General features: G+C 77.5%; 15 protein-coding genes. 8 read left to right on the plus strand and 7 right to left on the minus strand.

The genetic code is table 11. From position 1 onward, the window contains the following. Positions 1 to 36: 36 nt before the first annotated feature. The gene (locus tag EDC03_RS01175) at positions 37 to 1149 is read right to left on the minus strand and encodes an NAD-dependent epimerase/dehydratase family protein (RefSeq protein WP_123378369.1); all 1113 of its coding nucleotides are present in this window, start codon (positions 1147 to 1149) and stop codon (positions 37 to 39) included. A gap of 275 nt (positions 1150 to 1424) precedes the next feature. Between EDC03_RS01175 and EDC03_RS01180 the strand changes: the two genes are divergently transcribed. The 3 genes from EDC03_RS01180 to EDC03_RS01190 all read left to right on the plus strand — a co-directional run bounded on the left by EDC03_RS01180 (position 1425) and on the right by EDC03_RS01190 (position 3973). Further along, positions 1425 to 2225, plus strand: coding sequence for a TIGR03086 family metal-binding protein (locus EDC03_RS01180; protein ID WP_148057976.1), 801 nt, complete (start codon positions 1425 to 1427; stop codon positions 2223 to 2225). A 77-nt stretch (positions 2226 to 2302) separates the two neighbouring features. Beyond that, positions 2303 to 2830, plus strand: a complete 528-nt coding sequence (locus EDC03_RS01185; protein ID WP_123378371.1) for a GNAT family N-acetyltransferase — start codon at positions 2303 to 2305, stop codon at positions 2828 to 2830. A 192-nt stretch (positions 2831 to 3022) separates the two neighbouring features. Next, the gene (locus tag EDC03_RS01190) at positions 3023 to 3973 is read left to right on the plus strand and encodes a glycoside hydrolase family 26 protein (protein WP_123378372.1); all 951 of its coding nucleotides are present in this window, start codon (positions 3023 to 3025) and stop codon (positions 3971 to 3973) included. Between the two features lie 58 nt (positions 3974 to 4031). Here the strand turns inward: EDC03_RS01190 and EDC03_RS01195 are convergent, their stop codons facing one another. Further along, entirely contained in the window at positions 4032 to 4709 is a 678-nt protein-coding gene (locus tag EDC03_RS01195; RefSeq protein ID WP_123378373.1) for an SDR family oxidoreductase, read from the minus strand. A 103-nt stretch (positions 4710 to 4812) separates the two neighbouring features. On the opposite strand from EDC03_RS01195, the gene serA reads away from it, so the two are divergent. Beyond that, positions 4813 to 6009, plus strand: a complete 1197-nt coding sequence (serA, locus tag EDC03_RS01200) for a phosphoglycerate dehydrogenase (RefSeq protein WP_123378741.1) — start codon at positions 4813 to 4815, stop codon at positions 6007 to 6009. A gap of 55 nt (positions 6010 to 6064) precedes the next feature. Here serA and EDC03_RS01205 read toward each other — a convergent pair whose 3' ends face one another. Further along, positions 6065 to 7777 (minus strand): amidase family protein, encoded by a 1713-nt coding sequence (locus EDC03_RS01205; RefSeq protein WP_199719836.1) that lies wholly within the window; start codon positions 7775 to 7777, stop codon positions 6065 to 6067. 216 nt (positions 7778 to 7993) lie between these two features. Between EDC03_RS01205 and EDC03_RS01210 the strand changes: the two genes are divergently transcribed. Next, positions 7994 to 9199, plus strand: a complete 1206-nt coding sequence (locus EDC03_RS01210; protein WP_123378374.1) for a sigma-54-dependent transcriptional regulator family protein — start codon at positions 7994 to 7996, stop codon at positions 9197 to 9199. 90 nt (positions 9200 to 9289) lie between these two features. Further along, positions 9290 to 9475: a hypothetical protein gene (locus EDC03_RS01215; protein ID WP_123378375.1), complete on the plus strand. Its 186-nt coding sequence runs from the start codon at positions 9290 to 9292 to the stop codon at positions 9473 to 9475. Between the two features lie 21 nt (positions 9476 to 9496). Here the strand turns inward: EDC03_RS01215 and EDC03_RS01220 are convergent, their stop codons facing one another. After that, entirely contained in the window at positions 9497 to 9937 is a 441-nt protein-coding gene (locus EDC03_RS01220; protein WP_123378376.1) for a hypothetical protein, read from the minus strand. 217 nt (positions 9938 to 10154) lie between these two features. Here EDC03_RS01220 and exaC point away from each other — a divergent pair, with 217 nt between their 5' ends. Together exaC and EDC03_RS01230 are read left to right on the plus strand one after the other, a co-directional pair. Then, entirely contained in the window at positions 10155 to 11681 is a 1527-nt protein-coding gene (gene exaC, locus EDC03_RS01225; protein ID WP_123378377.1) for an acetaldehyde dehydrogenase ExaC, read from the plus strand. Next, positions 11681 to 12106, plus strand: a complete 426-nt coding sequence (locus EDC03_RS01230; protein ID WP_123378378.1) for a DUF779 domain-containing protein — start codon at positions 11681 to 11683, stop codon at positions 12104 to 12106. Before exaC ends, EDC03_RS01230 begins: the two co-directional genes overlap by 1 nt. A 77-nt stretch (positions 12107 to 12183) precedes the next feature. Here the strand turns inward: EDC03_RS01230 and EDC03_RS01235 are convergent, their stop codons facing one another. From EDC03_RS01235 to EDC03_RS01245, 3 genes are all read right to left on the minus strand, one after another. Continuing rightward, positions 12184 to 13110 (minus strand): SCO4651 family lipoprotein, encoded by a 927-nt coding sequence (locus EDC03_RS01235; protein ID WP_123378379.1) that lies wholly within the window; start codon positions 13108 to 13110, stop codon positions 12184 to 12186. A 107-nt stretch (positions 13111 to 13217) separates the two neighbouring features. After that, entirely contained in the window at positions 13218 to 13748 is a 531-nt protein-coding gene (locus tag EDC03_RS01240) for a metallophosphoesterase family protein (protein ID WP_123378743.1), read from the minus strand. A gap of 45 nt (positions 13749 to 13793) precedes the next feature. Then, positions 13794 to 15533, minus strand: coding sequence for a RecQ family ATP-dependent DNA helicase (locus EDC03_RS01245; RefSeq protein WP_199719837.1), 1740 nt, complete (start codon positions 15531 to 15533; stop codon positions 13794 to 13796). Positions 15534 to 15541: the final 8 nt, after the last annotated feature.

The raw sequence follows: 15541 nt of genomic DNA on the forward strand, positions 1-15541 counted from the left end.
TCCGGCGTGGGTGGCGTCGGCTCGGGTGGCGTCGCCTCAGGTGGCGTCGGCGCCGGGCGAGCGTCGACGGCCCAGCCCCCGGCGGGCGGCGAGCGGGGGCGTGGCGGCACCCCGGCCGTCGGACATCGCGTCGAGCAGCTCGACGAGCGCCGTGGCGGCGCCGACGCGCGGCGCCCAGCCCAGCTCGTCGCGGGCGAGGGCCGAGGACAGCAGCGGCACCTGCGTGAGCAGGTCCACCCAGCCGACGTCCGTGGGCTGCAGCCGGGCGCGCCAGGTGGCCGACGCCAGGGCGCGCACCGCCCCGACGGGCACGGTGGCCACCCGCTGCACGCGCAGCGCCTGAGCGACGTCGAGCGGGCCGAGCACCGGTCCCGTCACGAGGTTGAAGGGCCCGGTCGCGCCGGTGCGGAGCACGCGCACCACGGCGTCGGCCACGTCGTCGGCGTGCACCACCTGGAAGACGGCCTCGGCCGGCAGGGGGAAGGCCGGCAGCGCGACGCGGCGCACGAGGCCGAGGGGCACGAGCCCGCCGAGGAAGTAGCGGCCGATCTCCGAGCCCGCGGCCGCCTGGAGCACCAGGCCGGGTCGCAGCCGGGCGACCCGGGCGTCCGGGCGCTCGCGGACGAGGTCGTCGAGCAGCCTCTCGGCGGCGACCTTCTGCCGGCTGTAGAGGGACGTGGGGACGCCGGTGGTGGGCCAGTCCTCGCCGACGGCGTCGCGCGGGTCGCCGGCGGCCGCCCCTCCGGGACCGTCGGCGCCGCCGCCGGTCGGCGTGCCGTCGGGGACGGGCACGGCGCGGGGGGCGTAGGCCCCCACGGAGGAGGCGTGGACGAGGTGCGCCCCGGCCGCGAGCGCGGCCGCGGCCACCCGGCGCGTCCCCTCGACGTTGGCCGCCTCGAGCAGCTCGGGTCGGTGGCTCGGCTGGAGCAGCCAGGCGAGGTGGACGACGGCGTCGGCACCCTCGACCGCCCGCTCGAGCACGGGGACGGCGGCCGGGGTGGCGAGGTCGGCGGCGACCCAGCGCACGCCACCGGCCTCGCGCGGGGGCCGGCGGACGACGCCGACGACCTCGACGTCGTCCTCCGTCCGGAGGCGCCGCAGCAGCGCCGTCCCGAGGTTCCCGGTTGCTCCCGTGACGACGACGCGCATGCCGCCACTCTGGCCGACCCCACGACGGGGCGCGCAGCGACGCGCGGGTCCCGCCTGCCCGGCGGCGCCGCCGGCGTGGCGCAGGGTGGCCGCGTGAGCAGCGGGACGGGCACGGCGGCACGGGGCGACCGGGCGGGCGGGTGGCGTCCGTCCCTCCCGGGCTCCCCGGCCTCCCCGTCGGGCGGCGCGCGCCCCGGCGGGTCCGTGGCGGCCTCCCGCCCGCCCGCCGGCCGTGCGCTCGGCCCGCGCCGGGTGCGCGGGGCCGGGCGGCCGCGGTGACCACGGGCCCCGGGCCCGACGGCCCGCTCCCCGGCGACGAGCCGGCCACGCCCGGCGTCGCGGGCACGGCCCTGCCGGCAGCCGCGGCACCCGGTCCCCCGCCCCCCGCGGCGGGCAGCGGCGTCGACCCCTCTGCGCCGCTGCTGGCGACGGCGCGGACCGCCCGCGGACCGGTCGACCCCGCCTCCGCCCCGCTCCTCGCGACGAGCTCGGCCGGCGAGGACGGCGCAGCGCCCGCGCGGGCGCTGCTGCCCGACGCCGTGCGCGGCTTCTCCGCCGCCGTGGACGACGCCGCCCGCGCCGACGCCTGGGCGGCGCCGACGCCCTGCGGCTGGGACGTGCGGGCCGTCGTCGCCCACGTCGTCGCGCAGCACCGCCGGGTGCCCGCGGTGGTCGGCGGCCGCACCGCCCTCCCGCGGCCGGCGGGCGACGGCCTCGGGGACGACCCGCGCGCGGCGTGGCGTTCCGCGGCCGCCCTCTCCACGGTCACGTGGGCCACGGCGCCCGCCGACGCGACGGTCGACCTGCGCGGCGAGCGTGCCCCGGCCGCCGAGCTCGCCGAGCGGCTGCTCCTCGACCTCGTCGTCCACGCCTGGGACGTCCGCCGGGCGGTGGCGGCGGCGGGCGGCCGCGTCGCGGAGCCGTCGACCGCGGGCCCGCCGGTGGTGCACGGGCTGGCGTGGGCGCGCGCCCACGCCGACCTGCTCGGCGGCTCCGGGCACTTCGGGACCCCGCAGCCGGCGGCGTCGGAGGACCCGTTGGACCAGCTCCTCGCGCTGACGGGTCGCCGCGCCTGACCGGTGGGGCCCCGCCCCTCGCTGCACCACCGGGACGACGTCCTGCCCGGACGAGCCCGCGCGGCTACGGTGCGTCGATGCCCGTCACCGTGCGCGTGCCGCACCTCGAGGACGCCGAGGTCCTCGCCGCGCTGGCGGTGGCCAACCGCACGTTCCTGGCCCCGTACGAGCCCCACCGCGACGAGGGCTACTACACGGCGACGGGCCAGCGCGCCCTGCTCGCCCGGACGCTCGCCGCCTGCGAGGCCGGCACGGCCCTGCCCTTCCTCGTGCTCGACGACGGCGAGGTCGTGGGCCGGGTGACGGTCAACGACGTCGTCCGGGGCCCCTTCCTCTCCGGGCACCTCGGCTACTGGGTGGCCGAGGACGCCGGCGGCCGCGGCGTCGCGACGACGGCGGTGGGCCTCGTCGTCGCGGCGGCCCTGGGGCCCTTCGGGCTGCACCGGGTCCAGGCCGCCGTCATGCCCGACAACGCGCGGTCCCTCGCCGTCCTCGCGCACCACCGCTTCGAGCGCATCGGGCCCGCGCCGCGCTACCTGCGCATCGCGGGCGCGTGGCGTGACCACCTCCTCCTGCAGCGCGTCGCGGACGAGGACGGCAGCTGAGCGACGGCGGCTGACCGACCTGCAACGACCGGCACGGACCGGCGGCGGGCGGCGAAGGGCCGGACGGGCGGTCCGTCGGCGGACGGCTCCCCGGGCACCGCGTCCGCGTCCGCCGGCACGCCTACCGTCGGGTCGGCGGGCCGCCGGCCCGCCGCGACCGGACGGTCGCACCGCCCGACCCGGGGGAGCCCCGTGCCGTCCCGCCGCCCCGCCGCTGCCGCGCTCCTCCTCGTCCTCCTCGCCGGCTGCAGCGCGCCGTCGACCTCCCCGACGCCCCCGCCCGACGAGGTCGTGAGCCCGGTCGGCGGCTCCGCGCTCGCCCCCGCGGAGGGTGCCTACCTCGGCCTGTACTACGGCGACCGTCCGCCGGTGGAGACCGACGCCGCGGTCGGCCGGACGCCGCAGGTCCACCTCACCTACGTCGGCTGGGAGGACGACTGGCCCCGCTCGGCCGAGGTCCGCGGGGACGTGGACCGGGGGCAGGTGTCGCTGGTCAGCTGGGAACCGTTCGGCGTCGACCTCGCCGACGTGGTCGCCGGGCGGCACGACGCGATGCTGCGCGAGCGGGCGCGGGCCGCGGCACGGCTCGAGCGGCCCGTCCTGCTGGACCTCGCCGCCGAGATGAACGAGGAGGAGGGCTGGGGCGGCCACGACCCCGGCCTCTACGTCGCCTTCTACCGGCACGTCCACGACGTCGTGGCCCCCGTGGCCGGCGACCGCGTCGAGTGGGTGTGGGCCCCGAACAACGTCGACAGCCCGGGCGCGCCGCCGGCTCTCGACTACTACCCCGGTGACGCGTACGTCGACTGGACCGGCATCGACGGCTACAACTGGGGCACCGAGGACGACGACCACGCGTGGGAGTCCTTCGCCGACGTGATGGGCCCGATGTACGAGGAGCTCGAGCCCCTCGGCAAGCCCGTGATCGTCGCCGAGACCTCGTCCGCCGAGGACGGCGGCTCGAAGGCCGCCTGGGTCGCGGAGGTCGTCCCGTCCCTCCGGGAGGAGATGCCCGCCGTCCGCGCCCTCGTCTGGTTCGACGTCGACAAGGAGCGCGACTGGCGGATCGGGTCCTCGCCGGGCGCGGAGGCCGCCGTCCGCGCCCTGGCCGCCGACCCGTACCTCGCCGCCGAGGTGCCCTGAGCCGGACGCACGACCGCCCCCGGCGCCGCGGGGCACCGGGGGCGGGACGTCGGGGGCGTCAGGCCAGCGCGGCCACGGCCTCCTCGACCGGGACGTCGCCGGAGACGAGCTCGAGGGTCTGGCCCGCCGTCCCCGGCGCCTCGAGGAGGGCCAGGAGGACGGCGGCGACGTCGGCGCGGGGGACGCCGCCGTCGACCGCGTCGGTCGTGCTGCGGGTGAGGGCCACGCGACCCGTCGCGGGCTCGTCGAGCAGGTGGCCCGGACGCAGCGACGTGAGGTCGAGGGACGGCCGCGAGCGCAGGGCGTCCTCCGCCTCGAGCTTGGCGCGGAGGTAGGCGACGAAGCCCTCCTCGACGCCGTCGGGCGTCGCACCGTCGACGACGGACTGCAGGCCGATCGACGAGACGAGCAGGTAGCGGCGGACGCCGGAGACCTCGGCCGCCTCCGCGAGCTTGACGGCGCCGTCGCGGTCGACGTGCTGCTTGCGCTCGGGGGCACCCTTGCCGCCCGCGCCGGCGGAGAAGACGACGGCGTCCGAGCCGCGCACGTGCTCGGCCAGCTCGGCCGACGTGGCGCTCTCGATGTCGAGGACGACCGGCGTGGCGCCGTCGGCCGCCACGTCGGCGGTGTGGTCGGGGTTGCGGACCACGCCGACCGCCTCGTGCCCGCCCGCGACGAGCAGCGGGACCAGCTGACGGGCGACCTTGCCGTGGGCTCCCACGATGGTGACCTTCATGCCGGTGCCAGCAGGCGGCACGGCCGCGGCATTCCGCCCGGGCGGCGTCCACGTCCCGGACCCGCGCGCCGGGCACGTCGCGGGCCGCGCGATGATCGGGCCCATGGCGCGCGCCCTCCTGCTAGAGAACCTCCACCCCCAGGCCTCGACCATCCTCGGCGCGGCGGGCGTCGACCCCGAGGCCCGCGCCGGGGCTCTCGACGAGGACGAGCTCGTCGCGGCCCTCGCGGGCGTGACGGTCCTCGGCATCCGCTCCAAGACGCAGGTGACCGAGCGCGTCCTCGCCGCGGCGCCCGACCTGCGGGCGGTGGGCGCCTTCTGCATCGGCACCAACCAGATCGACCTGGCCGCCGCCGCCGCGCACGGCGTCGCCGTCTTCAACGCCCCGTTCTCCAACACCCGCAGCGTCGTCGAGCTCGCCCTCGCCGAGATCATCGCGCTGACGCGCCGCCTCACGGTGAAGGACTCCACGCTCCACGCCGGCGTCTGGGACAAGTCGGCCGAGGGCAGCCACGAGGTGCGCGGGCGCACGCTCGGCATCGTCGGCTACGGCAACATCGGCAGCCAGCTCTCCGTCGTGGCCGAGGCGCTCGGCATGTCGGTCGTCTACTACGACACCGCGGAGAAGCTGGCCCTCGGCAACGCCCGCCGGGCGCCCGACCTCGAGAGCCTGCTGCGCCAGAGCGACGTCGTGACGCTGCACGTCGACGGGCGCCCGGGCAACGCGGGCTTCTTCGGCCGCGAGCAGCTGGCGCAGATGCGCGAGGGGGCGATCTTCCTCAACCTCTCGCGCGGCTTCGTCCTCGACCACGACGCCCTCGCCGAGCAGGTGCGCGCCGGCCACCTGTCGGGCGCGGCGATCGACGTCTTCCCCGAGGAGCCGAAGACCCGCGGCGACGCCTTCTCCTCGCCGCTCCGCGGTCTGCCCAACGTCATCCTCACGCCGCACATCGGCGGCTCCACGGAGGAGGCGCAGGAGGACATCGGCCGCTTCGTCGCCACCAAGCTGCGGGACTACCTGTCCACCGGCAGCACGAGCCTGTCGGTCAACCTCCCGGCCGTGGCCCTCGAGCGCGTGCCCGGCTCGGCGCGGCTCGCCCACCTGCACCGCAACGTCCCCGGCGTCCTCGCGACGGTCAACCGCGTCCTCGCCGAGCACGACGTCAACGTCGAGGGCCAGCTGCTGACGACCCGCGGCGAGATGGGCTACGCCGTCACCGACGTCCCGGGCGGCGTCACCGACGAGGTCGTCGCGGCGCTGCGGGCGATGCCGGAGACCGTCCGCCTGTCCGTCGTCTGACGCACCGCCCCCCTTCCCGGCCGCCCGCGCGGGCCGGCCGGGACGAGGCGGCGGGTCAGGGCGGGCAGCTGCCCCGGTGGGCGGTCGTCGTGGCCACCGAGGTGCAGCGGAAGGCGGAGGGGTTGACCTCGGCCGGCGGCAGCCAGGCGTCTGCCGCCGCCTCGTAGCCCGCGGCCAGGGACAGCAGCTGCGCCTCCTCCCACGCCGAGCCGAGGAAGACGAGCGACACGGGATCGCGGCCGAGGTCGGTGTACCCCGCGGGGACGCCGACCGACGGGTAGCCCGCCCGTGCGCCCGTCCCCGTCGTCCGGCTGTTGGAGACCACGGCGCCGAGGTCGTCGGCGGGGTCGTCGGTGAGGCGCCCGAGGGCCGTGTCGACGGCGGCGCGCGTCTCGGCGAGGCCCCGGTCGCGCGCCTCCTCGTACCGGGCCCGCTGCGCCGGGTCGGACAGGTCGACGGCGAGGGACTGCTCGAGGAGCGTCTGGCCGAACTTCAGCGCCTCCCGGGGGTGCGCCGCGTTGTAGGCGACCACGTCCTCGAGCGAGCGGACGGGCGCGTTCTCGGGCAGGCGGTCGAGGTAGGCGTCGAGGTCGCGCCGGAACTCGTCGACGAGGATCCCCGGCGCCCCGGTCCCGCCGACGGTGACGGGCACGAGCTCGGCCCCCTCGGCCCGCAGGACGTCGAGCGCCCGCAGGTAGACCTGGTCCGCCGCCGAGGGCGCGGCCGGGTCCGCGGGCGGCACGTAGCCGAGCCGGGCGCCGTCGAGGGCGCCGGGGTCGAGGGCGGCGAGGTAGTCGGTGCCGGCCACCGGGGCGCTCGCGGCCGTCGCCGGGTCCTCCTCGTCGACGCCCGTCATCGCGGTGAGGAGCGCGGCGGCGTCACCGACCGTGCGCGTCATGGGGCCGGCGGTGTCCTGGCTCGCCGAGATCGGCACGATCCCGCTCCGGCTGACGAGGCCGACGGTCGGCTTGACCCCCACGAGGCTCGTCGCCCGGGCCGGGCTGAGGATGGAGCCGGAGGTCTCGGTGCCGACCGCGGCGGCCGCGAGCCCGGCGGCCGTGGCGCTGCCCGAGCCGGAGCTCGACCCGCTCGGCGTGTCGGCGAGGTCGTAGGGGTTGAGCACCTGGCCGCCCAGCGAGCTGTACCCGCTCGGCATGCCGGCGGTCGTGAAGTTGGCGAACTCGGTGAGGTTGGTCTTGCCGAGGACGACGGCGCCCGCCGCCTCGAGCTGCGCGGTGACGAAGGCGTCGCGGTCGGGGACGGACCCGGCCAGGGCCACCGAGCCGGCCGTCGTCGGCAGCCCGGCGACGTCGACGTTGTCCTTGAGGAGGACGGGGACGCCGTGCAGCGGGCCGCGGGGCCCGGAGACCCGGCGCTCCCGGTCGAGCGCCCGGGCCTGCGCCGCCGCGTCGGGGTTGAGGCCGCGGACGGCGTTGAGCGACGGGCCCCGGCTGTTGAGCGCGCCGATGCGGGCCAGGTAGGCGCGGACGAGCCGGGCGGAGGTCACCCGGCCGGAGTCCATCGCCGCGGAGACCTCGAGGAGGCTCGCCGAGCCGAGGTCCAGCCCGCCGACGTCGGCGAGCGCGGCGGCCCGTCCCGTCGAGGAGGACACGGCCGCGGGGGCGGCGGCGCCCGCCGCGGCCCCCGCGAGGAGCAGCGCGGCCACGGCGGCGCCGGCGGCCCGGCGCCCGGAGGGAGCGGCGGGGGCGGCCGCGTGCCGCGCGGCGGGTCGAGGGGACGGGCGTCGGGGCTGTCGGTGCGGGCTCACGGTGGCTCCTGCCGGCGGGACCGGGGCCCGGGGGCGGCGGTCGGTGGGTGCTTCGTCCGCATCGTGCGGGTCGTCCCGCCGCCGTGGGGGCGCCGCGACGAGATCCGGGTCACCCGTCCGGGACCTCGGGGGCGCGGAGCCCGACCGGACGGCCGCGGTCGCGGGTAGCGTGCGGACGTCCGCGACGGGGCGGGCGCAGCCTCGCGGGAGGTCGACGTGGCGGTGGTGCAGCGGGCGCGCGAGCGGCGGTCCGCCCTGGCGCGGGCCCGCGACCGGGTCACCGCGACCGGCGCGGGCGCACCCCCCGGCGAGGACGCCGTGCGCGACGTCATCCGCGCGAGCTGGGGCCGCAGCCGCCGGTCCGTCCACGACGACCTCGCCACCGCCCCCCTCGACGACGCCGGGGCCACCGACGAGGCCTGGCGCACGTCGCCGCTCCAGCGGGCGGTCACGGCGCTGCAGGCGGACCTCCGCGACGTCGCCGACGACGGCGACCTCGTCGTCGCGGTCACCGACCCCTCGGCGCGCATCCTCTGGACGGCCGGGGGCCGGGTCATGCGACGCCGCGCCGAGGCGGTCAACTTCGTCCCCGGCGGGCGCTGGGACGAGGCGAGCGTGGGCACCAACGCCCTCGACCTGGCCCTGCGCACCGGGGCGCCCGCCACGGTGTGGTCCGCCGAGCACTTCGCCCCCGTCGTCCAGGGCTGGGTGTGCTGGGCGGCGCCCGTCCACGACCCGCAGGGGCGGGCGCTCGGCGTCCTCGACCTGTCGACGACCTGGGAGCGGTCCCACCCCCTCGGCCTGACGACGGCGCGCAGCCTCGCCGCCCTCCTGTCCCACGAGGTCGCGGCCGCGGCGGCCGCCGACCGGCGCCGGGCCGCGGCGGACGCACCCGACGAGCCGCGGCCCGGCCACCTCCGCCTGCGCCTGCTCGGCCGCGGCGGGGCCGACCTGGACGGCGAGCCCCTCCCCCTCACCCGGCGGCAGCTCGAGCTCGTCGCGCTCCTGGCGCTCGCCCCCGGGGGCCTGTCGGCCGACGCGCTGCACGACGCTCTCTACGGCGACGCCCCGGTGAGCCGGTCGACCCTCAAGGCCGAGGTGAGCCACCTCCGGACGCTGCTGCGGGGCGGGATCGGCTCGCGCCCCTACCGGCTGCTCGGCACCTGCTCCAGCGACGTCGAGGAGGTCCGGCGCCGGCTGCGCGCCGGCGACGCCGCCGGCGCGGCGGAGGCGTGGGGCGGCGAGCTCCTGGCCGGGGTGGGCGGCACGGACGCCCCGGGCCTGCGGCGGGTGGACGCCGAGCTCGCCGCCGGGCTGCGCCAGGCCGTGCTGGGGAGCACGGACCGGGCGGCCGTCCTGCGCTACGCCGCCACCGCCGGGGCGGACCCCCACGTGGTGCGGAGCCGGCTCGACCTCGCCTGACCCGGTCGGGTCGACCACGACCCGGCCCACGCCCGACGGCGGACGCTGCCGCGGGCTCCGGGTGACGAGACGACCTGGTGGACTGCGGCCGTGAGCCCCGCGGTCCTGCCCCCCGCCCTCCTCGTGCTCGCGTTGCTCGTCGCCTCCGCCGGCAGCGCCTCCCTGGCCGTCACCCGCCGTGGCGGGCCGGGCGCCGTCGTCGGCGCGGTCGTCCTGGGCGGCGCCGGCGTCGCCGTCGCGGTCCTCTCGCTCGTGCCCGCGGTCACCGGCGGGTGACGCCCGGCCGGAGCTGCTGCGTCAGGCCGGCCACGACCGGAGGTCGTCGCGCTGGCGCACCAGCTCGGGCTGCTCGCCGTGGACCCGGAGGAGGACGTCGACCGCCTTCCGGGTGTCCGCCAGCCCCTGGTCGTCGAGGCGCCCGGTGAGGCGGAGCAGCGTGAAGCCGGCGCCGAGGACGGTGGTCGCGGCGTCGACCAGGCCGTCCGGCGTCCGGTGCGGGTCGGTGATCGGGAGGTCGAGGTCCTGCAGCATCTCGCCCGCCCCCTCCTCCTCGAGGAGGTGCGCGAGCGTGGACGACGGCCCGAGCTCGTCGCGCCGGTCCGCCCACTCGTGGAGCAGGTCGGCCCCCTCGTCGGTGCCGAAGGGCGCGTACTCGGACGCGGGGTCGTCGTAGAGCGGATCGGTGAAGTGAGCCGCGAAGGCGGGCGCGGGGGTGGGCAGGCGGTCGTCGTCCGTCACGGGCTCTCCTCGGTCGGGCACCGGCTGCCGGCGCACGCGGATCCTCACCTGCCGGGTCTGCCGCCGTCCACCACCACGCCCCGGCGCCCAGCCGACCCACGGCCGGGGCCAACCTCCCACCAACCTCCGGCTCCTAGCGTCCTGCGCGTCGGGAGCACACCTGCTCCCCGCGGACGCCCGTCGACGAGGACGGGCGAGGACCGAGAGGACGCCCACCATGGCCAGCACCCCTTACCTCCGTCCCGGCGCCGACGGGGCGGTCGTCTCCGTCCCGGAGCGCTACGAGAACTTCATCGGCGGCAAGTGGACGCCGCCCGTCCACGGCGAGTACTTCGACGACATCTCCCCCGTCGACGGCAAGCCCTTCGTGCAGGTGGCGCGCGGCACGTCCGCCGACATCGACCTCGCGGTCTCGGCCGCGCAGGGGGCCGCGCAGGTGTGGGGCCGCACGTCGACGACGGTGCGCTCCAACATCCTCCTGGCCGTCGCGGCCCGGCTCGAGGAGCACCTCGAGGAGCTGGCCGTCCTCGAGACGTGGGAGAACGGCAAGCCCGTGCGGGAGACCCTCGCCGCGGACCTTCCTCTGGCCGTCGACCACTTCCGCTACTTCGCCGGCGCCATCCGGGCGCAGGAGGGCTCGATCGGCGAGATCGACGCCGACACCGTCGCCTACCACTTCCACGAGCCGCTCGGCGTCGTCGGCCAGATCATCCCGTGGAACTTCCCGATCCTCATGGCGTCGTGGAAGCTCGCGCCCGCGCTCGCGGCCGGCAACTGCGTCGTCCTCAAGCCGGCGGAGCAGACGCCCGCGTCGATCCTCAAGGTCGTCGAGCTCATCGCGGACCTGCTGCCCGACGGCGTCCTCAACGTCGTCAACGGCTTCGGCGTCGAGGCCGGCAAGCCGCTGGCCCAGCACACCGGCATCCGCAAGGTCGCCTTCACGGGCGAGACGACGACGGGCCGGCTGATCATGCAGTACGCCAGCCAGAACATCATCCCGGTCACCCTCGAGCTGGGCGGCAAGAGCCCCAACATCTTCCGCGCCGACGTCATGGCCGAGGACGACGCCTACCTCGACAAGGCGCTCGAGGGCTTCACGATGTTCGCCCTCAACCAGGGCGAGGTGTGCACGTGCCCGTCGCGGGCGCTCGTCCACGAGTCGATCTACGACGCGTTCATGGAGAAGGCGATCGCGCGGGTCGAGGCGATCGTCACGGGCGACCCGCTCGACCCGGCGACGATGGTCGGGGCGCAGGCGAGCAACGACCAGCTCGAGAAGATCCTCAGCTACCTGCAGATCGGCCGCGACGAGGGCGCGACCGTGCGCACCGGCGGGTCGCAGCGGACGGTCCAGGGGCTCGAGGGCGGCTACTACGTCGAGCCGACGGTCTTCGAGGGCTCCAACTCGATGCGCATCTTCCAGGAGGAGATCTTCGGGCCGGTCCTCGCGGTGACCCGGTTCTCCGACGACGCCGACGCGCTGCGTCTCGCCAACGACACCCTCTACGGCCTCGGCGCCGGCCTCTGGACGCGCGACACCAACGCCGCCTTCCGGCTCGGCCGCGGCATCGAGGCCGGACGCGTGTGGGTGAACAACTACCACGCGTACCCGGCGGGGGCCGCCTTCGGCGGGTACAAGGCGTCGGGCATCGGCCGCGAGAACCACAAGATGATGCTCGACCACTACCAGCAGACGAAGAACATGCTCGTCTCCTACTCCCCCGACAAGCTCGGCTTCTTCTGATGGCCGGCGGTCCCGGGGGCGCCGCGGCGGACGCCGCCCCCGGGACGCCGCGGACGGCGGCGTCCCGCGTCGACATCACCGAGGCCGCGCGGGAGCTGCTCGACCGGCTCCGCGCACGGCACGGACCGTTGATGTTCCACCAGTCCGGCGGCTGCTGCGACGGCAGCTCGCCGATGTGCTACCCGGAGGGCGAATTCCTCACGGGGGCCGGTGACGTCCTGCTCGGCGACGTGGCCGGCGCGCCGTTCTGGATGTCGGCGTCGCAGTACACGTACTGGCGGCACACCCACCTCACCGTCGACGTCGTCCCCGGCCGGGGGTCGGGGTTCAGCGTCGAGGCGCCCGAGGGGGTCCGCTTCCTCATCCGCTCTCGGCTGCTCACCGACGAGGAGGACGCGCTGCCGGAGGTGCTGCCGGGCGGCTGAGTCGCTGCGGCGGAGACGGTCACGCACGAGGGGGAGGGCGCGGTGCGCCCTCCCCCTCGTCTCGTGACCGGGCGGCGTCAGCCGGTGGTGGCGGGCGCCTGGCCCCCGGCCACGGCCTCGAGGGGCACGGTGTCCGTGGGCTCCTCGACGGTGACGTCCTGCCCCCACCCCGTGTAGTCGACGGTGGAGGTCGCGGTGACCGCCGTCCCCTGCACCTCGGTGTCCAGGGTCGTCACCACGCGCAGCGGCAGGCCGTCCTCGCCGACGTGGAGCTCGAAGGGCAGGCTCGTGAGGCCGAGGGCCTCGAGCTGCTGGGCGGCCTGGCCGCCGTCCGCGCCGGACGCCTCGAGGGCCGCCGCGAGGTCGACGGAACCGCGGTAGCCCGTGGCCTGCACGCCGTCCAGGTCGGTCGGCCCCGTCTCCTCGACGTCCTCGCCGACCTGCTCGAGCAGTGCCAGCTGCTGGGAGGGGTCGGTGGTGTCGAGGCCGCCCGAGCCGAGCCCCAGGTCCTCCGGCGTGGCCTCGACCCACTGCTCCGCCGGCAGGCCCGGGAAGCCGCCGATGAACGTGCGGTCCCCCAGCTGCCGGACCGTGAGGGTGACGGCCTCGGAGCCGGGCACCTCGGTGGTGACCTCGACCTGGGACACCCCGGCCTCGCCGTCGAAGACGCCCTCGCCCGAGCTCGAGCTCGTGACGTCGCCCGCCACCGTGTCGGTCGTCAGCGTGAAGGCGCCGCTCCCGGCCTCCTGCGCGGCGACGCCCGCGGCCGCGACCGCCTCCGTGGCGCTGCCGGAGCCCTCCGCGCCCTCCGGGCTCCCGGTCGTGGCCTCCGTGGCCGGGGCGGACGACGGCGCGGTGCTCGCGGGGCCGGCGGGGGCGGTCGACGGCTCGTCGGCGTCGCCGCCGCAGCCGGCGAGGACGAGTCCTCCGGCGGCGACGAGGACGGCGGCACGGCGGGCGGCGGACCGGCGCACGCCGGCGGGTCGGCGGACGGGGATGCTCATGGGTGGGGCCTCCTCGGTTCGGTGGTCCCGGGCACGTTTCCACGGCCGTCGCCGCGCCGCCCGGTGGGACGGCCCGGGACGAGCGGGACCACCCGGACGAGACCGCCTCAGGCCGTGGCGGTCGCGCGCCGGGCGGCCGTCCGCAGCGGGAGGTCGTGCAGCGCGACGTCGACGAGCGCGCCGTCGGCGGCCGTGGCCGTGAGGTAGGTGCAGCGGGGCTGCCGGCGCCGGTCGGTGGGCGACCCCGGGTTGAGCAGCCGGCGACCGCCGGGCGTCGTCGTGTCCCACGGGATGTGGCTGTGCCCGAAGACGAGGACGTCCGCCCCGGGGTGCGCGGCGTCGCACCGTGCCTCCCGGCCGTCCTTGCCACCGGTCTCGTGGACCACCTCGAGCCGGACGCCGGCGACGACCGCCCGGCCCACCTCGGGGAGCCGCGCCCGCAGTCCCGCGCCGTCGTTGTTCCCCCAGCAGGCCAGCAGGAGCCGGCTCGCCGCGAGGAGGTCGTCCAGCGCGGCCTCGTCGACCCAGTCCCCCGCGTGGACGACGAGGTCGGCGCTGACGACGGCCGCGAGGACCTCGTCGGGCAGCACCTTCGCGCGCACCGGCAGGTGGGTGTCGGCGAGCAGGACCAGCCGCAGCGGCCCGTCGAGGTGCTCGTCCTGCTCGACGAGACGGCCCACGGGTCAGGCGCTCTCGAGCAGGTCGTGCTCCTCGACGAGGCGCACGCCCAGCGTCTTGTAGCCCTCGTCCTCGAAGAGGACCGTCACCGTGTTCGTGTCGACGGACGCCACGACCCCGTCGCCGAAACGGCCGTGGTGCACGCGCTGGCCGCCGTGCCAGCCGGCGTCCTCGACGTCGCGGGCGGTGCCGGCGTCGCAGCTGTCGCAGGCACCGCACCGCTCGGGGTGCTCCTCGCCGAGGAGCTCCAGCAGCAGGCGACGGCGGCAGTCGTCCGTGCCGGCGTAGCGCTCGACCATCTCGACCGCGGACTCGTCGAGACGGCGCCGGCGCTCCTTCTCCGCCTCCACCCGGTCGGCGATCTGGGTCCCGGTCTCGTCGCCGTCGACCCACACGCTGCGTCCGCCCTGCCCCGCGGAGACGACGCCGACCTGGGTCAGCGCGCCCAGCGTGCGGGAGAGCGTCCGCGGCGAGACGTCGGCCTGCTCCGCCAGCTCCGCCCGCGTCAGCCCCTCGGCCCCCGCCGCCTGCAGCGCCGGCACGACCGCGCGGATCGTGGCCCGCTTCGGCCCGCCGCCGGCGGCGTAGAGGCGCCCGAGCGAGGTGTCGGTCCCGGTGTGCACGAGCAGGGCCCACGCCGGCTCGCCGTCGCGGCCGGCCCGCCCGACCTCCTGGTAGTACGCGTCGAGCGAGGGGGCCGGCCCGCTGTGGACGACGAAGCGGACGTCCGCCCGGTCCACGCCCATGCCGAACGCGCTCGTGGCGACGACGAGGTCGCGCTCCCCCTCGAGGAAGGCGTCGCCGACCCGCGACCGCTCGGCCGCGGGAAGACCGCCGTGGTACCGCAGCGGCTCCAGGCCGCGGCGCTCGAGGAGCACCGCCAGCTCGTCGACCTCGGCCCGCGTCTGCACGTAGACGATGCCGCAGCCGCCCGCCGGGCGGTCGGGCCGCGCGTCGTCGTCGGTGTCGTCCTCGCCGGTCCCGGCGCCGCAGGCGGCCGCCACCTCGTCGGCGACGACGAGCGCCCGGGCGTGCGCGTCCTCGGCCGCCCGGACGGCCAGGTGAATGTTGGGGCGGTCGACGTCGTCGACGACGACCTCGGCGTCCCGGAGACCGAGCCGCTCGACGACGTCGCGCCGCACCGCCGGCGACGCCGTCGCCGTGAGGGCCAGCACCCGGTCCGCGCCGAGACGCCGTGCGGCGGCGCCCACCTGGAGGAAGTCGGGACGGAAGTCGTGGCCCCAGTCGCTGACGACGTGCGCCTCGTCGACGACGAGGAGCCGCACGTCCGCCCCGGCCAGGGCCTCCGCCGTCTGCTCGCGGACGAGCTGCTCGGGGGCGAGGAGCAGGAGGTCGAGGTCGCCCTCGACGGCGCGCCGGAGCACGTCCCGTCGGCGGGCCGCCGACAGCGTGCTGTTGAGGACCTCCGCCCGCTGGCCGCCCTCGACGAGCGTGCGGGCCTGGTCGCGCTGCAGGGCGATGAGGGGCGAGACGACGAGCGTGAGACCGCCCGCCACCCGGCTGGCCACCTGGTAGACCGCCGTCTTGCCGGCGCCCGAGCGGGCGACGAGGAGGGTGTCCGCGTGCTCGAGCGCCGCCAGCGCGCGGGCCTGCGCCGGGCGCAGCTCGGCTCCCTCGCCGAGGACCTCCTCGACGGCCGCCTCGACCACTTCCCGTTGCGCGGCAGCCCCTGTCGTGCTCCGACCACCCCGGCGCCCTGCGCCGCCCCCCTGCTCGCTGCTCACCCGGCGAC

This window comes from Pseudokineococcus lusitanus, assembly GCF_003751265.1.
Classification (GTDB): domain Bacteria; phylum Actinomycetota; class Actinomycetes; order Actinomycetales; family Quadrisphaeraceae; genus Pseudokineococcus; species Pseudokineococcus lusitanus.